The 17837-nt window shown below is 58.0% G+C and carries 13 protein-coding genes; 7 read left to right on the plus strand and 6 right to left on the minus strand.

Annotated features, from left to right (window positions below; all coding sequences use genetic code 11):
* The first annotated feature begins 59 nt into the window (after nt 1-59).
* The 5 genes from E5180_RS05090 (at nt 60) to typA (ending at nt 5354) form a co-directional block, all read left to right on the plus strand.
* Nucleotides 60-1277, plus strand: coding sequence for an NADP-dependent isocitrate dehydrogenase (locus E5180_RS05090; protein ID WP_138923445.1), 1218 nt, complete (start codon nt 60-62; stop codon nt 1275-1277).
* A 147-nt stretch (nt 1278-1424) separates the two neighbouring features.
* Entirely contained in the window at nt 1425-2033 is a 609-nt protein-coding gene (locus tag E5180_RS05095; RefSeq protein WP_138923446.1) for a YitT family protein, read from the plus strand.
* Nucleotides 2034-2106: 73 nt separating this feature from the next.
* Nucleotides 2107-2436, plus strand: coding sequence for a DMT family transporter (locus E5180_RS05100; protein ID WP_138923447.1), 330 nt, complete (start codon nt 2107-2109; stop codon nt 2434-2436).
* A 114-nt stretch (nt 2437-2550) separates the two neighbouring features.
* Nucleotides 2551-3432 (plus strand): mechanosensitive ion channel family protein, encoded by an 882-nt coding sequence (locus E5180_RS05105; protein WP_138925117.1) that lies wholly within the window; start codon nt 2551-2553, stop codon nt 3430-3432.
* Between the two features lie 104 nt (nt 3433-3536).
* Nucleotides 3537-5354 (plus strand): translational GTPase TypA, encoded by a 1818-nt coding sequence (gene typA, locus E5180_RS05110; RefSeq protein ID WP_138923448.1) that lies wholly within the window; start codon nt 3537-3539, stop codon nt 5352-5354.
* A gap of 167 nt (nt 5355-5521) precedes the next feature.
* On the opposite strand, the gene E5180_RS05115 is transcribed toward typA, so the two are convergent.
* From E5180_RS05115 to recA, 3 genes are all read right to left on the minus strand, one after another.
* Nucleotides 5522-5809 (minus strand): DUF1330 domain-containing protein, encoded by a 288-nt coding sequence (locus E5180_RS05115; RefSeq protein WP_009826907.1) that lies wholly within the window; start codon nt 5807-5809, stop codon nt 5522-5524.
* A 5-nt stretch (nt 5810-5814) separates the two neighbouring features.
* The gene (gene alaS, locus E5180_RS05120; RefSeq protein WP_138923449.1) at nt 5815-8475 is read right to left on the minus strand and encodes an alanine--tRNA ligase; all 2661 of its coding nucleotides are present in this window, start codon (nt 8473-8475) and stop codon (nt 5815-5817) included.
* 134 nt (nt 8476-8609) lie between these two features.
* A complete protein-coding gene (gene recA, locus E5180_RS05125; RefSeq protein WP_138923450.1) occupies nt 8610-9680 on the minus strand; it encodes a recombinase RecA in 1071 nt (356 codons plus the stop codon).
* 206 nt (nt 9681-9886) lie between these two features.
* Here recA and E5180_RS05130 point away from each other — a divergent pair, with 206 nt between their 5' ends.
* Nucleotides 9887-10480, plus strand: coding sequence for a gamma-glutamyl kinase (locus tag E5180_RS05130; protein ID WP_138923451.1), 594 nt, complete (start codon nt 9887-9889; stop codon nt 10478-10480).
* 12 nt (nt 10481-10492) lie between these two features.
* Here the strand turns inward: E5180_RS05130 and E5180_RS05135 are convergent, their stop codons facing one another.
* From E5180_RS05135 to guaB, 3 genes are all read right to left on the minus strand, one after another.
* A complete protein-coding gene (locus E5180_RS05135; protein ID WP_138923452.1) occupies nt 10493-12811 on the minus strand; it encodes an ATP-binding protein in 2319 nt (772 codons plus the stop codon).
* 81 nt (nt 12812-12892) lie between these two features.
* Nucleotides 12893-14053 (minus strand): RsmB/NOP family class I SAM-dependent RNA methyltransferase, encoded by a 1161-nt coding sequence (locus E5180_RS05140; RefSeq protein WP_138923453.1) that lies wholly within the window; start codon nt 14051-14053, stop codon nt 12893-12895.
* A gap of 38 nt (nt 14054-14091) precedes the next feature.
* A complete protein-coding gene (gene guaB, locus E5180_RS05145) occupies nt 14092-15540 on the minus strand; it encodes an IMP dehydrogenase (protein WP_138923454.1) in 1449 nt (482 codons plus the stop codon).
* A 227-nt stretch (nt 15541-15767) separates the two neighbouring features.
* Here guaB and E5180_RS05150 point away from each other — a divergent pair, with 227 nt between their 5' ends.
* A complete protein-coding gene (locus E5180_RS05150; protein WP_138923455.1) occupies nt 15768-17804 on the plus strand; it encodes an ASKHA domain-containing protein in 2037 nt (678 codons plus the stop codon).
* Nucleotides 17805-17837: the final 33 nt, after the last annotated feature.

Consider the following 17837-nt stretch of genomic DNA (forward strand, 5'->3'; position numbering starts at 1 on the left):
GGCATTCGTGCCCGAGTAGGCTATGCGGGTGACAGTTTCACCTCAAAGGACCGCAGACGATGACCAAGATCAAAGTGGAAAACCCGATCGTTGAGCTCGACGGTGATGAAATGACCCGCATCATGTGGGATTTCATCAAGAAAAAGCTGATCCTGCCCTATCTCGACGTGGATCTGAAATACTACGATCTAGGGATGGAGGTTCGCGACGAGACCAACGACCAGATCACCATAGACGCCGCGCACGCTATCAAGGAACACGGTGTTGGCGTCAAATGCGCGACCATCACCCCCGACGAAGCACGGGTCGAGGAATTCGGCCTCAAAGAGATGTGGCGGTCGCCGAACGGGACGATCCGCAATATTCTGGGCGGCGTGATCTTCCGTCAACCGATCATCTGCAAGAACGTTCCCCGCCTTGTGCCGGGATGGACCAAACCAATCGTCGTGGGTCGTCACGCCTTTGGCGACCAGTACAAAGCGACCGATTTTAAATTTCCCGGCAAGGGCAAGTTAACACTGAAATTCGTCGGCGAGGACGGGACAGAAATCGAGCGCGAGGTTTTCGACGCGCCGGACGCCGGCGTCGTTATGGCGATGTACAACCTTGATAAATCCATCATCGACTTTGCCCGCGCGTCGCTGAACTATGGTCTGAACCTTGGCTGGCCGGTCTATCTGAGCACCAAGAACACGATCCTCAAACAATACGACGGTCGCTTTCTTGAATTGTTCCAACACATCTACGAAACCGAGTTTGAAGATAAGTTCAAAGCCGCGGGCATTACCTATGAACACCGTCTTATCGACGACATGGTCGCCTGTGCGATGAAGTGGAACGGCGGTTACGTCTGGGCGTGCAAGAACTATGACGGCGATGTGCAGTCGGATACCGTGGCGCAGGGGTTTGGCTCGCTCGGGCTGATGACATCCGTGCTGATGACCCCCGACGGCCAGACCGTAGAGGCAGAAGCCGCCCACGGCACCGTCACCCGCCATTACCGCCAACACCAGAAGGGCGAGGAAACCTCGACCAACTCCATTGCGTCTATCTATGCGTGGACGGGCGGGCTCAAGCATCGCGGTAAACTGGATGACAACGCCGAACTGATCCGCTTTGCCGAAACCTTGGAAAAGACGGTCGTGGATACGGTGGAATCAGGCTCTATGACCAAAGACCTGGCCCTGCTGGTCGGCCCCGACCAAGGCTGGCTGACCACGATGGGCTTCCTGGAGAAGGTCGACGAGAACCTGAACAAAGCGCTCGGCGCGCAATAAGCAGACCGCTCAAAGCAAGGGCCATCCTGAACGGGTGGCCCTTTTTCTGTGCAGCAGACCCAGCGTGACGCGATGTAATGGGGAAAACTATTATTCTGCATTGCAGCACCCCTAGACAGGTCAACATAGCTGCCCTATCTGCACGATATGACATATGCTGACCCCCTCCACCACAGCTCGCTTGATGATGTCCAAGGCCTAAGCCTCGGGGTATTTTTGTGCGGTATCGGAATCTTCGTGTTGACCTCTGCCGGACTGATCACCGGCCAGACGGCGGGCTTGGCGGTGATCATCGCCTATTTCACGGGGTATTCCTTCGGCGTGGTGTTCTTTTTGATCAACCTGCCGTTCTACTTCCTTGCCTACAAACGCCTCGGTGCGGAATTTACCATCAAATCGCTGATCTCGGTCACCATGCTGTCTGTTGTCACCGAATTTCTGCCCTACGGGTTTGCGATCCAGTCGCTGAGCCCGGCCCTCGCAGCGGTAATATTTGGCGCGCTGGTCGGGTTGGGGCTGCTGGCGATGTTCCGACATAATGGGTCGCTTGGGGGCTTGGGCGTGATCGCGCTCTTGGTTCAAGACACCACGGGGTTCAAGGCGGGATGGGTTCAGCTTATCACCGATGGGGTGATCTTTTCGGTCGCGTTATTCCTGTTTCCTGCTTCGGTTGTGGGATATTCCTTGCTCGGCGCGCTGGTGCTGAACCTGATCATTACCTTCAACCACCGCCGCGACCGCTACATCGCCACCTGACCCGCCGGCTCTTGACACCGGCCCGCGCCCGTCTCAGGACTGGGTCGGAAACCAGCATTGGGGGCACGGTGATATGCATTATTTCTGGCTGATGATCGCCATCGTGACCGAAACCCTGGGCACCAGCGCGCTGCAAGCCTCGCAACAATTTACGCGGCTATGGCCCTCTGTCGCGGTCGTTGTGTGTTATGCGATCTCGTTCTATCTGCTGGGGCTGACGCTCAAGGTGATGCCGGTGGGCATTGTCTATGCGATCTGGTCGGGGCTGGGTATCGTCTGCATCGCGGGCATCGGGTATTTCGTGTTCGGGCAAAAGCTCGACCTTGCCGCCGTTTTGGGCCTGTCGATGATCATCAGCGGCGTGCTGGTCATTCATCTATTTTCGAACAGTTCCACCCATTAGATGGCCCTGCTCGGGAACCCGTCGCTGCGTTAAGGTGTTAGCGTATATCGCAACGACCGAAAGTGCCGCATGCTCGATTCATTAAGCTCCGTTTGGGGCACCCTGCCCGATCCTTTGCGTAACCAGCTTGAGGGGTACGCCGTCGGGTTCTGGAGCGTGCTGCCGCAGCTTATTTTGTCGATCATCTTCCTTTGTTTTCTCTGGGCTGTCGTCCGCATTGTGCAGGCTATCGTGCCGGGCGTGCTGCGCCGCGCCCGTATGCGTCGGTCGCTTATCGATGTCATCATGATGCTGATTATCGTGGGGATGTGGCTGTTTGGCGTGTTGATCGCCGTTACAATCGCCTTTCCCACAATCACCCCCGGCAAGGCGCTGACTGCGTTGGGTGTGGGTGGCGTGGCCATCGGTTTTGCCTTTAAGGATGTGTTCGAGAACTTCCTAGCAGGGATCTTACTGCTCATCCGCGAACCTTTTTCTGTCGAGGATTACATTGAATGCGAGGGGTTCGAGGGGCAGGTCGAAGAAATCACGATCCGCGACACCCATGTGCGCCAGACCGATGGACAACTTGTCGTGGCCCCAAACGCGATGTTCTTTAAGAATCCCGTCACCATCCGCACCGCCCGTGACGTGCGCCGGACCACTGTAATTTGCGGCGTGGCCTACGGCGAAGACGTAGACGCCGCGCGCGAGGTGATTGCCCAAGCGGTGCGCGGGGTGGACGCGGTGCGCGATGATGTGCGCGACGTTGAAATCTTTGCGCAGGAATTTGCCGACAGTTCGATCAACTTCGAGGTTACTTGGTGGACAGGCTCGCGGCCCATCGACATCCGCAGCAGCCGCGACAAAGTCGTCGCCGCCGTGAAACGGGCGCTGGATGACGCAGGAATCGAAATCCCCTTCCCCTATCGCACCCTGACCTTTAACGAACCGCTACCGGTTCGGGACTATCGCGACCGCAAAGAAAGCGCAGAAGACACAAGCACCGACGGCTGACATCCTTTAGGGCTAGCTTTCTGTGGCGTATCGCGTTAAGCGCTGCCCAAATGCTGCGGTGCGAGAGCGTGCGCGGCCCCCTCCCGTATCAAAGGCATACCCCAATGGACATGCGAAATATCGCAATCATCGCTCACGTTGACCACGGCAAAACGACGCTGGTCGACGAGCTTCTGAAACAATCTGGCACCTATCGTGAAAACCAGGCGACGACCGAGCGCGCGATGGACAGCAACGATCTGGAGCGCGAGCGCGGCATCACGATCTTCGCAAAACCGACGTCGGTTGTTTGGAACAACACCCGTATCAACATCGTCGACACCCCCGGTCACGCCGACTTTGGTGGCGAAGTTGAACGCATCCTGTCGATGGTAGACGGAGTTGTCCTGCTCGTCGATGCCGCAGAAGGCCCGATGCCACAGACCAAATTTGTGACCTCCAAGGCGCTGAAACTGGGCCTGCGCCCTATCGTTGTGCTGAACAAAGTCGACAAGGCAGACGCCGAGCCTGACCGCGCGCTGGACGAATGCTTTGATCTGTTCGCCAGCCTTGATGCCACAGATGAACAGCTCGAATTCCCGCACATGTACGCCTCCGGTCGTTCCGGCTGGGCTGATCTGGAGCTGGATGGCCCGCGCAAAGATCTTGACGCTTTGTTCAAACTGGTGCTCGAGCATGTTCCCGCGCCAAAGCAAATCGAAAACACTGACAAGCCGTTCACCATGCTTGCCACTACCCTTGGCGGTGACCCGTTCCTGGGCCGCTTGCTGACAGGTCGTGTTGAAACCGGCACGTTGAAAGCGGGCCAGAGCATCAAAGCCATGTCGCGCGACGGCACGCTGATCGAAAACTTCCGCTGCACCAAGATCCTAGCCTTCCGCGGGCTTGAGCAGACGGCCATCGAGCTGGCAGAGGCAGGCGACATCGTATCCATCGCCGGTATGTCCAAGGCAACAGTGGCCGATACGCTTGCCGAAACCTCAGTTTCCGAAGCAATACCGGCCCAGCCGATCGATCCGCCCACCATCACCGTGACCTTCGGTATCAACGACAGCCCGTTGGCCGGTCGTGATGGCAAGAAAGTTCAGTCGCGCGTGATCCGCGAGCGCCTGATGAAGGAAGCCGAATCCAACGTTGCGATCAAGATTTCCGATACCCCGGGTGGCGACGCCTTTGAGGTTGCCGGTCGTGGCGAATTGCAAATGGGCGTTCTGATCGAGAACATGCGCCGCGAAGGGTTCGAGCTTTCGATCTCCCGCCCGCAGGTTCTGTTCCAACAAATCGATGGCGTCCGCCACGAGCCTATCGAAGAAGCCACCATTGACGTGGATGACGAATACTCTGGCGCGGTCATCGAAAAGATCACCGGCGTCCGCAAAGGCGAGCTGGTAGAGATGAAGCCCGCCGGTGCCGGTAAAACCCGCATCGTGGCCCATGTCCCATCGCGCGGCCTGATCGGTTACCACGGCGAATTCCTGACCGACACACGCGGTACAGGCGTCATCAACCGCGTCTTCCATTCCTGGGCACCGCACAAGGGCCCGATCCCGGGCCGTCGCGCTGGCGTTCTGATCTCGATGGAAAACGGTACCTCGGTGGCATTCGCCCTGTGGAACCTTGAAGAGCGTGGCAGAATGATGATCGGCCCACAGGCCGACGTCTACACTGGCATGATCATTGGCGAACACAGCCGCGAGAACGATCTTGAAGTGAACCCGCTGAAAGGTAAGAAGCTGACCAACGTTCGCGCGTCGGGCACCGATGAAGCCGTTCGTCTGACCACACCCATCACGCTGAGCCTCGAAGAGGCCATCGCCTATATCGATGACGACGAACTGGTTGAAGTGACACCAAACGCTATCCGGCTGCGCAAGCGTTATCTGGACCCGCACGAGCGGAAGCGGATGGCGAAATCAGCTTAAGCTAAACGATCACTGGACTGGGGCTTTGCCCCAGACCCCAGGATTTAATACCATTTGGAAAGCGGGGCTGTTTCGGCCCTGCTTTTTTTATGTCTAGCGATGTTGGGGGGAGATTTGGTGTGGTCGGCGGCCCGGTTTGGCCCGCCGACAGAGGTTCAACCTAGGCTTTAGCCGTCGATTTCGACGACCATCAGTTCGCGTTCTGAGGCATCTTTGGCATGGCTCAGCGCCTCTTGGTAGGCGTCGGAGTTATAGCAGTCCACCGCATCTTCGACCGACGCAAAACGGGCCACGACGTTGCGCGGGCGCTCTTTGCCTTCGAGCTGGACGAACCGGCCACCACGGGCCAGAAAGCTGCCGCCATGCGCCGCGATAGCGGGGCCAGCGAGCTTGGCATATTTACCATAGGCGTCTTCATCAGTGACGGTGACATGAGCGATCCAGAGAGCAGGCATGGGGTTTATCCTTTCAGAACATTTTCAGCCGCGGCAATCGCTGCCTCGGCGTTTGCGATATCTTTCGCGCCACCCTGAGCCATCTCAGGACGGCCACCGCCACCTTTGCCACCCAGTTCGGCAACGACTGTCTTGACGATATCCACCGCCGACAGCGTGGCGGCCAAATCGGCAGTGACACCCGCAGCAACGGCGGCTTTACCATCGGCATCAGCGATCAGTAGGACTGCGCCCGACCCGAGCTTCGCCTTGTGTTCGTCGATGAGCGCAGGAAGATCCTTGCCCGTCACACCATTGAGAACCTGAGCGATAAACTTGATCCCGCCCACGTCGCGCGGGGCCGCAGCGCCCGCGTTTCCGCCGCCGGACATGGCCAACTCACGGCGCAGTTGTGCGACCTCATTGGCGAGCGCACGGCGTTCGTCAAGCAGCGCGCGCACACGGTCCGGCACATCCACGGTGGAAGTCTTGAGCTCAGCTGCAACGCGCGACAGGGCGGTTTCCTGAGTGCGCAGCCATTTCAACGCCTCGGTCCCGGTCAACGCCTCGATCCGGCGAATGCCCGAGCTGCTGGAGCTGTCGCCGAGCAGAACAAATGCCCCGATGTCGCCGGTCTGGCGCACATGGGTACCGCCGCAAAGTTCGAGCGAATAGGTCTGCTTGTCCACGCCTTTGCCCGATCCGGCCTCTCGGCCCATTGAGACAACGCGAACCTCATCGCCGTATTTCTCGCCGAAGAGAGCCTGTGCACCCATCTCGCGGGCGTCGTCTGGGGTCATGATCCGTGTCTCAACGCCGGTGTTCTGACGGATAAAGCTATTCACCTCATCCTCGACGGCGGCCAGCTGATCCGCTGTCATCGGGTGGTTGTGGCTGTAATCAAAGCGCAAACGGTCTGCCGCATTCAGCGAGCCACGCTGCATGACGTGATCCCCAAGCGTGTTGCGCAACGCTTCGTTCAGCAGGTGGGTGGCAGAGTGGTTCGCACGGATCGATGTCCGACGTGCGTGATCAACATCCAGCACCGCAGCCTGAGAGGTTTTTATCGTTCCCTCGGTCACCTCGCCGATATGGATAAACACGCCAGCCGTCTTGCGGGTGTCAGTCACAGTGACCAAGCCGCTGTCGGTTTTGATCGTGCCGGTGTCCCCGACCTGACCGCCGCTTTCGGCGTAAAACGGTGTTTGGTTCAGCGCGATTTGAACGCTGTCACCCTGTTTGACCTCGGTGACCTGCGTCCCGTCCTGAATCAAGGCGGCAATCTGCCCTTCGGCGGTTTCGGTGTCATAGCCCAAAAAGTCGGTGGTGCCGGATTTCTCGGCGACGTCGAACCAAACGGTCGCATCCGCCGCTTCGCCCGAGCCGGACCACGCCGCGCGTGCTTTGGCCTTTTGCGCATCCATCGCAGCATTGAAGCCGTCCAAATCGACCTTGCGATCCTGTTCGCGTAGGGCGTCCTGCGTCAGGTCGACTGGGAAGCCATAGGTATCATAAAGCTTGAACGCGGCCTCGCCGGACAGTTCGGCACCGGCGGGCAGGCCTTTCAATTCGTCGTCCAACAGCTTTAGGCCGCGGTCCAGCGTCTGCTTGAAACGGGTTTCTTCAAGCAAGAGCGTTTCTGTGATCAGCGACTGGGCCTGCCCCAATTCGGGGTAGGCCCCACCCATCTGGCGCACAAGTTCCGGTACAAGGCGGTGCATCAGCGGGTCTTTCAGACCGAGAAGATGCGCGTGACGCATGGCGCGGCGCATGATCCGCCGGAGCACATAGCCACGTCCGTCATTCGAAGGCATCACCCCGTCCGCGATCAGGAAGGACGTCGAACGCAGGTGATCCGCGATCACACGGTGGTGCGTTTTGCCCGGACCGTCGGGGTCTGAGTTGGAGGCATTTGCGCTCGCCTCGATCAAGTTGCGCATCAGGTCGGTCGCATAGTTGTCGTTGGTGCCTTGCAGCAACGCCGCAACCCGTTCGATCCCCATGCCCGTGTCGATGGATTGGTTCGGCAATGCCTTGCGGCTGCCATCCTCGAACTGTTCGTATTGCATGAATACGAGGTTCCAAATCTCGACAAACCGGTCACCGTCTTCCTCGGGGGAGCCGGGAGGGCCGCCCCAAATGTGATCGCCATGATCGTAGAAAATCTCGGAGCATGGGCCGCAAGGGCCTGTGGGACCCATCATCCAAAAGTTATCATCCGTCGCGATGCGGATGATCCGGTCGTCGGGCAAGCCCGCGACTTTCTTCCAGATCTCTGCGGCTTCATCATCCGTATGATAGATGGTGACATAAAGCCGGTTTGGGTCGATGCCCAGTTCCTTGGTGATTAGCTCCCAGGAAAAGGCGATAGCTTCGGCTTTGAAATAGTCACCGAAGCTGAAGTTGCCCAACATTTCAAAGAACGTATGGTGCCGCGCGGTATAGCCGACGTTATCCAGATCATTGTGTTTGCCCCCGGCGCGCACGCATTTTTGCGCGGTCGTCGCACGAGAATAGTCGCGGGTTTCAACGCCGGTGAACAGGTTCTTGAACTGCACCATACCCGAATTCGCGAACATCAATGTAGGATCGTTCCGTGGCACCAGCGGGCTGGACGGCTGGATCGAGTGACCCTGCTTTTCAAAATAACCAAGGAAGGTTGAGCGAATATCGTTGAGCGTCTTCATATGCGGGGCCTTTCGAGGGGCAAAAAACAATTACCTTCGAATACCTGCGTGACAGACCACTGTCCACAGGCAGCCCCCACGAAAAAAGGCGCGCCACTGGGGCACGCCTTTTCTAATCATCTGCGGTGAAAGCGTTACGCTTCTAGAATGTCCGCGTCATCGCTGCCAGAACCAGCAAAATCCAGCCCATGAGCGGCGCGGATCTTGTCCTCGATCTCATTGGCCATGGCGATGTTCTCTTTCAGGAAGGTCTTGGCATTCTCACGCCCCTGCCCGATCCGTTCGTCGCCATAGCTGAACCACGAGCCCGATTTATCGACCACGCCGGCCTTGACCCCCAGATCCAACAGTTCGCCCATCTTAGAGATGCCTTCCCCGTACATGATGTCGAATTCGACCTGCTTGAACGGCGCCGCGACCTTGTTCTTGACGACTTTGACCCGTGTGGCGTTGCCGACCACTTCGTCGCGATCTTTCAGCGCGCCGATGCGGCGAATATCCAGACGGACGGAGGAATAGAATTTGAGCGCGTTGCCGCCCGTTGTCGTTTCCGGCGAGCCAAACATAACGCCGATCTTCATCCGGATCTGATTAATAAAGATCACCATACAGTTGGACCGCGAGATCGAACCGGTGAGCTTGCGCATCGCTTGGCTCATCAGGCGGGCCTGAACCCCAACCGAGCTGTCGCCCATGTCGCCTTCCAGCTCGGACTTCGGGGTCAGCGCAGCGACGGAATCGACCACCACCATGTTCACCGCACCGGACCGTACCAGCGTATCGGTAATCTCGAGCGCCTGTTCACCAGTGTCGGGCTGGGAAATCAGCAACTCGTCAATATCGACGCCCAGTTTGCGCGCGTATTGGGGGTCAAGCGCGTGTTCAGCGTCCACAAAGGCACAAACGCCGCCGTTTTTCTGCTGCTCTGCGACGCAGTGCAAGGTGAGCGTCGTTTTACCCGAAGATTCCGGGCCATAAATCTCGATGATCCGCCCCATAGGCAAACCGCCAATGCCAAGCGCAATGTCCAGGCCCAAAGACCCGGTCGAGCTTGCCGTGATGTCCTGAATGGCCCCTTCGGCCCCAAGTTTCATGATCGACCCCTTACCGAACTGGCGTTCAATCTGTGCCAGTGCGCTGTCTAGGGCCTTTTGCTTTTCAGCTTGTTTCTTGTTGTCCATAGTCAAAAGATCTGCCGTTGCCATGATAGGTTATCCTCTTACTGTCACAGTGGTCTGCAAGCCGCAATCATCATGCCCCGACCATCTTGATGTTCTTTGTATGTTCCATATGAGACTAAAATGAGAACATTACAACGTGTTTGTTTCCCCTTTCATCTATTTCGCGAACTGATTAACATTCTATTGATATGCTGGATTATTTATTTTCTTGACCAAAGGTATTCTTTCAAGTGCTTGTTTTCTTTAAAGAACGCCTTGCTTTTTTGTCGGTCCCCAAGACCGGTACAACTGCCTATGAAACCGCGCTCGCACCCCGCGCCGATATGGTCATATCTGAGCCGCCGATGCTGAAACATGCGCCGGTCTATCGTTACAATCGGTTTATCCGCCCCATGTTTCTGAAGGTCTGTGACGCAGAACTGGAACTGATGGCGGTCATGCGCGAGCCGATCAGCTGGCTGGGCAGCTGGTATCGCTATCGCCGGCGCCCCTTCATGCAGGGCAAGCCAAATGCAACCTTCGACGTCAGTTTTGACGAGTTCATCCTCGCCTATATGAAGGGCAAGAAACCGGGGTTCGCCGATGTGGGGAGCCAGTCAAATTTTCTGGCGTCTCAGCCGAATGGGACAGGAATAACCCACTATTTCAAATACGAAAATCAGGATCGGCTAAAGTCCTTTCTTGAGCAACGGCTCGAGGTGAAGCTGGACCTGAAGTCCGAGAATGTCTCTCCTCAAATGGATTTGCATCTATCACATGACGTAGAGCAACGGTTCAGGCGTAAGTTCGAACAGGAGTTTGCGCTCTACGACTCGATTTCGTGAAAAAGCGATAGCTTACTGCATCTGACTGTTCACGGTATTGGTCAGCTCTGTCAGAGAAAACGGCTTAGGCAGAAACACCGAATTCGGTATCGTCATCTGCGCGTCCCCAAAGCTGTCTTCGGCGTAGCCTGATACAAAGACGACCGGCACACCCGGTCGTTCTTTCAGCGCTTCGCGTACCCAGGTCGGGCCATCCATTCCGGGCATGATCACATCAGTCACAAACACATCAACGGTCAGCGCCTCATCCTCGAGGGTCTTTAGCGCCATTTCCGCTGAATCCGCTTCCAGCACGGTATATCCGCGCATGCGCAGTGCGCGGCTTGCAAAAGCGCGTACAGGCGCTTCGTCTTCGACAAGCAAAATGGTACCATCATCCCGTTTGCCCCCTGTAAGAGGCAGAGGCTCTTTCAGCGGCTTCGGCGGGTCGATTGCCTTGGTTTGGCAAGGGAAAAAAAGGGTGAATATTGTGCCTTTCCCCACCACGCTATCAATAAAGATATAGCCGCCAGACTGCTTGACGATACCGTATGCCGTCGACAGCCCCAGCCCAGTCCCCTCGCCCGTGCGTTTGGTTGTGTAGAAGGGCTCAAAAACTTTCTGCAAACGGTCCGGCGCAATGCCTTCACCTTCGTCCGCGACCCGTACCGTCACATATTTTCCCGCCGGCACCGTCACCCGATCGCGGGTCAAAGGCTCAATAAGCTGGGTATTTTCAGTCGTTACCTTGATTTCCCCGCCCGCCGGCATCGCATCGCGGGCGTTGACGATCAGGTTCATCAACACCTGCTCGAGCTGTCTTTTGTCAGCTCTGATCGGCTGCAAAATGGGATCGTGGCTTAGCGTCAAGGTCACCGTTTCACCAACGAGGCGGTTCAGCAAATGAGTAAGATCGGCCAACGTATCGCGCATATTCACGGTTTCAGGGCGCAGCGTCTGTTTGCGCGAAAACGCGAGCAGTTGCCCTACCAGCGCGGCCGCGCGGTTCGCGTTTTGGTCGATTTGAACCAGATCACTATAGTCGCGGTCGCTTGGGTCATGTCTAAGCAACAGCAGATCACAATGTCCTGAAATTGCAGTAAGCAGATTGTTAAAATCATGCGCCACGCCACCGGCGAGCTGGCCAATTGCCTGCATCTTCTGGCTTTGGGTAAACTGCGCTTCAAGCGACTTTAGCTCTGTCGCATCGTGAAGGACGGCGATCAGCGCCGGCGTTCCGCCTTCGGAGATCAGGCTCAGACGCACCTGAACGAATATCTCTTTGTCACTCCGCTTTAGTCGCAAAAATTCGGGCTTTTGCAGCAGACGCCCATCAATCGTGTCTTGTAACCAGCCTCCGATTGAACGGCCTAACCCCTCCATAAGGTCTGACAGGGCGGTCCCCTTCAGCAATTCTGCCCCAACCAGACATTGCGCGGGGTCATTGAAGGATACTACCTCTCCTCCCGGGGCCACCTTTATCAGCGGAATTGGAAGCTGCTGGAGCGCCGACCACCCGACTTCCTTGTACCCGTCGTCACCATGCGGCAGGAAATACAGCGCTCGCCGATTGGCCGACGCCGGCACCTCGGTGATCGTCATACACAGGGGCCCCGTCGCCGTCTGCACCGTCACCATTTTTCCCGTGCTAGATGGCAGCGCCCCGATGATCTGGCTAAGCGCGGTCACACGCTTGCCCACCATTGCGCGCGCGGCGGCATTCATGAACAAAATGACGTCTGTCTGACTAACCATCACCATCGGCAACGCATAGCCTTTGGTGCCGGCAACCGCATCGCTTACGCCATACAGTGTTTCAAGCCGCCACAGCAGATCCTCGCCAACGCGGTGGACCGACAAACGCATGGTGCCGTCCCGTGTGGTGATGTCGTCCTTTGCGGCGCCTGTATCGGAAGCCCGCAGAGCCAACCGTGCAGTCAGCGCAACGGGATCGGCAAAAAGCGTCACAAAAAGATCTGATACCTGCGCCGGCGTGGGCCGGTTAAACGTTTCTATTGCAGCGGGGTTTTGCGTGATGATCGCGCCAGCTACGGTGGTCAAAACGCAGGGGTGCGGGTCTTCGGCAATCGTTGCCGTAGCGGCGCTACGGTGCCTTTTTTTCTGGCTCTGGCGCAGCGCCGCATCGACGCATTTAACAAACACTGCGATCGCCACCGTGGCACTGGTGGCCTGTAACACCATCGCAAGAGAGCGCGCGGGGGCGATGAGACTTAGAAGGGCGGCGGAAACGACAAAAGCTAAAAGCAATAGCGGACGTTTACCAAGAAATATTTCACGAACCGCACCATATTCCGCCAACACATTCTCCCCGACCTGTGGAACCAAGTCCATTTAGGCGTATGAAGGTTAATGTGCTGTTAATTCGCGATCAGGTCAAAGAAAATGACACTCAAAAGTTGAGTTTAAATTATCTTAAACACGTTTAAAATGTGCGGTGAAAAATCCATCTCCCTGATTATCTACTTCAAATCGTTGTGAAAAAACCTGCTTCCACCCGGAATTACGTGCAATGAATGCATCCGCGCGGTCCTCGTTCTCCGATTGCAGAACAGAGCACGTTGCATAGGCTAAAGTGCCCGTATCAGCAGTTAAGGTCGCCGCATGATCCAGAATTTTGTCCTGGATATGTGTCAATTCTTCCAGACGGCTGGCTGTAAATGTCCATTTCCCTTCGGGCGATCGACGCCATGAGCCGCTACCGGAACAAGGCGCGTCGCACAGCACAACATCATAAGGCGCTGCCCCTTCAAGCTCGTCCGTTTCCAACTGCTTAACGGTTGCACCTGCGCGTTCGGCACGCGCAGGCAGATCGATCATCCGGCGCGGGTCGATGTCGTGAGCAAAAACCGAAACATCGCGACGCGCTGCCATCGCCAGTGCCTTGCCACCGCCACCGGCGCAATAATCAAGCATACGGGTGCCGGCAGGCAGCGCTGCAACAACCGCTTGGCTGGCCGCATCCTGAAGTTCAACATCACCGTGCAAGTAACTGTCAGAATTACGAAGTTTACGTTCTCCGGAAGTCACCGTCAGGGCCGTTTCGCACAGATCATTGGCGCGCGTTTCGATCCCGGCGTCTGCTAGCGCCTGGGTCACATTGGCCACCGATGCCTGCGCCGTATTAACCCGTACAGAAATCGGGGCCCGCGACTGGAGGGCCTGCGCGACCGTGTCGGCCCGCTCCCCCAGCGATGCCTGAAACAGGGGTATGATCCAATCCGGCAGGTTCCATAAGACCGCCGCATCGCTCGGCGCATCGGGCACAGTGGCCTCGTCTTCGGAGAGCGGCAGCGGCGCGTGGCCCTGCCCGTTGAACAGCGGCCCAAGGTCGATCTCTTGCGCGCGCAGCACCCCAATCATCAGCGCCCGCCCGGTTTCGCCGGCCCCCAGGTGCGCCGCCAATCGCCGTTGCCGCAAGACATCGAACACGTGATCGCGTACCGCCGCACGGTCCTTGGACCCTGCATAGCGGCTGCCACGGGCCCAACGGGTCAAGGCTTGCTCTGCCGGAACGCCATCCGCCATTGTGTTCAAAATCTCGATGGCGGCAGAGATGCGCGCGCCGGGGGTCATGCTTGAGTCACGTAGATTACGCCTTTGATAGGAGGGACTTACCCGATGCGGTAGTTGGGAGATTCCCGCGTGATCTGAACGTCATGCACGTGGCTTTCGGACAGACCCGCATTGGTGATCTTTACGAAAGTACAGTTATTGCGCATCTCGTCGACCGTGGCACAGCCGGTATACCCCATGGCCGCGCGAAGACCGCCAACCAACTGATGTACCACCGCATTGGCGGAGCCTTTGTAAGGCACCTGCCCCTCGATCCCTTCGGGCACGAGCTTGTCCGAGGCGGCATCTTTTTGGAAATACCGGTCGGCCGAACCGCGCGCCATTGCGCCAAGGCTGCCCATCCCACGATAGCTTTTGAAACTGCGGCCCTGATACAGGATCACTTCGCCGGGGGATTCATCGGTGCCGGCGATCATGCTGCCGACCATCGCGCAGGACGCGCCTGCCGCAATTGCCTTGGCAAAATCGCCCGAAAACTTGATGCCGCCATCTGCGATGATTGGCACATCGCCCGCCGCTTTGACGCAATCCATGATCGCGGTCAGTTGGGGCACCCCAACACCGGCGACCATCCGCGTGGTGCAGATCGACCCCGGGCCGATACCGACCTTAACGGCATCCGCACCCGCATCAATCAACGCACGCGTGGCGTCGCCCGTGGCAACGTTGCCCGCAACGATCTGGACCGTGCTTGATAGCCCCCGCGCACGGCGGACGGCTTCTGCGACGCCGGCAGAGTGGCCATGCGCGGTGTCAATCACGATCATGTCGACACCGGCTTCCACCAAGGCCTGCGAACGCTCATAGCCCGCGTCCCCGACAGTCGTCGCTGCAGCAACCCGCAGCCGCCCAAGATCATCCTTGCACGCGGTGGGGTTCAGCACCGACAGCTCGGTGTCTTTCAAGGTCAGCAAACCGGTCAGCTTGCCATGCGCATCCGTGACCAACAGCTTTTCGATCCGGCGCGCCTTCATCAGGCTGATCGCCTCGTCCCGATCTGCGGGCTCTTGCAGCAAGGCCAGATTATCGCTCGACATCATCACCCGTACAGGCGTCGCATCGTCAGAAGCAAAACGCATGTCGCGGTTGGTTACGATACCGACGACGCGACCTGCTTCGTCCACCACAGGAAAGCCTGTGACCCGATAGCGTTCCTGCAACGCCTTGGCATCCGCCAGCGTTTGGTCGGGCCGCAGGGTGATCGGGTTATAGACGATGCCGGATTCAAACCGTTTGACACGGCGCACTTCCTTGGACTGTTCGTCGACCGTAAGGTTGCGGTGGATAACCCCCATGCCGCCCGCCTGTGCCATGGCAATCGCCATGCGGCTTTCGGTCACCGTATCCATCGCAGAGCTAAGCAGCGGAATGTTCAGCGCGATTGATTTGGTCACGCGGGTCCGCGTGTCAGCCGTAGACGGCAACACGGTGGATGCCGCTGGCACCAGTAGTACATCATCAAAGGTCAGAGCCTCACGAATCTCCATTTTGCACCTCGGCTTGCATGGGTTCATTTGGCGGTTTCATATTTCATGGATGGGTCGCATTGGAAAGACCCTTTTGCACCTTAACGACATTGTGCAACGCAGCTATGTCACCACGGCGTGCGCGCACAGAGGCGCACAGGCGCAGATGACCGGCATTATGCCGCATCGTGGCTTTCGCCTGCCGCCTGCTACGCTATGGTGCGGCAAAGTGTTGAGGATAAAGATAGATGAGCAACGATCCCCTTGTGGTATTCACGCCTTCGGGCAAACGCGGTCACTTTGCCAAGGGCACACCGGTGCTTACGGCGGCGCGGCAGTTGGGCGTCGATCTGGACTCCGTTTGCGGCGGGCGCGGGATTTGTTCGAAATGTCAGGTCTCTCCCGGCTATGGGCAGTTTTCCAAACACGGGGTCACCGTGGCCCAGGATGCCTTGTCGGAATGGAACAGCGTAGAGCAGCGGTATCAAGACAAGCGCGGACTGATCGAGGGCCGCCGTCTGGGCTGTCAGGCGCAAATCATGGGCGATGTGGTGATCGACGTGCCCGCCGAAAGTCAGGTCCACAAACAAGTCGTCCGCAAACGGGCCGAAGCACGCGATATCGTCCTGAACCCGTCGACCAAGCTCTTTTACGTCGAGGTTCTTGAACCCGACATGCACGACCCCTCGGGCGATCTTGAGCGTCTGTGCGATGCTCTGCTCGACCAATGGGAGCTTGAGAACGTAAAGGCCGATTTGCAAATCCTGCAAACGCTGCAACCCGCTCTGCGCAAGGGCGCATGGAAAGTCACAGTTGCCGTGCATTTGGGCGATGATGAAAACCCGCCGCGGATCATGCATCTCTGGCCCGGTTTCTACGAAGGGTCGCTTTACGGGGTCGCGGTCGATCTTGGGTCGACCACCATCGCGGCGCACCTGTGCGATCTGCAAACCGGAGAGGTCGTGGCCTCTTCGGGCGTGATGAACCCGCAGATTCGCTTTGGCGAAGACCTGATGAGCCGGGTCAGCTATTCGATGATGAACGAAGGCGGCGCGGCAGAGATGACCCGCGCGGTGCGCTCCGGCATGAACACGTTGTTTGACGAAATCGCCACCGAGAGCGGGATCGACAAAGGCTTGATCGTGGACGCGGTTTTCGTTTGCAACCCGGTCATGCACCACCTATTTTTGGGGATCGACCCGTTTGAACTGGGGCAAGCGCCCTTTGCGCTGGCCACGTCGAACGCGCTGCGTCTACGCGCTATGGACCTGGACCTGAGCATCCACCCTTCGGCACGGGTCTATCTGCTGCCCTGTATCGCGGGCCACGTTGGTGCGGATGCGGCGGCCGTCGCCCTGTCGGAAGCGCCAGATAAATCAGACGATCTGGTGCTGGTCGTCGATGTGGGCACCAACGCTGAAATCTTGCTGGGCAACCGCGAAAAAGTGCTGGCCTGTTCCTCCCCCACGGGTCCCGCGTTTGAGGGCGCGCAGATCAGCAGCGGCCAACGCGCCGCACCCGGCGCGATCGAACGGGTAGAGATCGACCCCGTCACCAAGATTGCCCGCTTCAAGGTGATCGGCAGCGACCTGTGGTCTGATGATCCCGCCTTCGAGGCCGAGATTGGGGCCAGTGGCGTCACCGGCATCTGTGGCTCGGGCATCATTGAAATGGTCGCTGAAATGCGCGTCCACGGCATCGTCGACGCCCCTGGCCTGATCGGTACGGCTGAACAAACCGGATCGGCAAATGTCTTTGCCGACGGGCGCACCAATTCCTATCTGGTCTATGACGGCACTGCCGATGGCGGGCCACGCATCACCGTGACCAACCGCGACATCCGCGAAATCCAGATGGCCAAGGCCGCGCTTTACTCAGGGGCGCGTCTGCTGATGGATAAATTCGGTGTCGACAAGGTAGACCGCGTGGTGCTGGCCGGCGCATTCGGTGCGCATATCAGCCCTAAACACGCGATGATCCTTGGCATGATCCCTGACGCACCGCTGGACAAGGTCACATCGGCTGGCAACGCGGCGGGCACCGGCGCACGCATCGCATTGCTCAACACCTCAAGCCGAGCCGAGATCGAAGAGACGGTCCGTAACATCCACAAGATCGAGACCGCCATCGAACCACGTTTCCAAGAGCATTTCGTCAACGCCTCTGCCATCCCCAACGCGGTAGAGCCCTTCCCGATCCTCAATAGCATCGTCACCCTACCAACCGAGACGTTCAATACCGGCGGCGACAGCTCAGGCGGTACCCGCAGACGCCGCCGCCGCTGATTGGTGTTCTCAAGGCCAGCAAAGGGTGCGTCG

It is taken from the genome of Sulfitobacter sp. BSw21498 (assembly GCF_006064855.1).
Taxonomy (GTDB): Bacteria; Pseudomonadota; Alphaproteobacteria; order Rhodobacterales; family Rhodobacteraceae; genus Sulfitobacter.

Bases quoted from the DNA above. Each gene is read 5' to 3' on its own strand.
- E5180_RS05090 (WP_138923445.1), top strand. From the start codon at position 60: ATGACCAAGATCAAAGTGGAAAACCCGATCGTTGAGCTCGACGGTGAT.
- E5180_RS05095 (WP_138923446.1), top strand. From the start codon at position 1,425: ATGACATATGCTGACCCCCTCCACCACAGCTCGCTTGATGATGTCCAA.
- E5180_RS05100 (WP_138923447.1), top strand. From the start codon at position 2,107: ATGCATTATTTCTGGCTGATGATCGCCATCGTGACCGAAACCCTGGGC.
- typA (WP_138923448.1), top strand. From the start codon at position 3,537: ATGGACATGCGAAATATCGCAATCATCGCTCACGTTGACCACGGCAAA.
- E5180_RS05115 (WP_009826907.1), bottom strand. From the start codon at position 5,809: ATGCCTGCTCTCTGGATCGCTCATGTCACCGTCACTGATGAAGACGCC.
- alaS (WP_138923449.1), bottom strand. From the start codon at position 8,475: ATGAAGACGCTCAACGATATTCGCTCAACCTTCCTTGGTTATTTTGAA.
- recA (WP_138923450.1), bottom strand. From the start codon at position 9,680: ATGGCAACGGCAGATCTTTTGACTATGGACAACAAGAAACAAGCTGAA.
- E5180_RS05135 (WP_138923452.1), bottom strand. From the start codon at position 12,811: ATGGACTTGGTTCCACAGGTCGGGGAGAATGTGTTGGCGGAATATGGT.
- E5180_RS05140 (WP_138923453.1), bottom strand. From the start codon at position 14,053: ATGACCCCCGGCGCGCGCATCTCTGCCGCCATCGAGATTTTGAACACA.
- guaB (WP_138923454.1), bottom strand. From the start codon at position 15,540: ATGGAGATTCGTGAGGCTCTGACCTTTGATGATGTACTACTGGTGCCA.
- E5180_RS05150 (WP_138923455.1), top strand. From the start codon at position 15,768: ATGAGCAACGATCCCCTTGTGGTATTCACGCCTTCGGGCAAACGCGGT.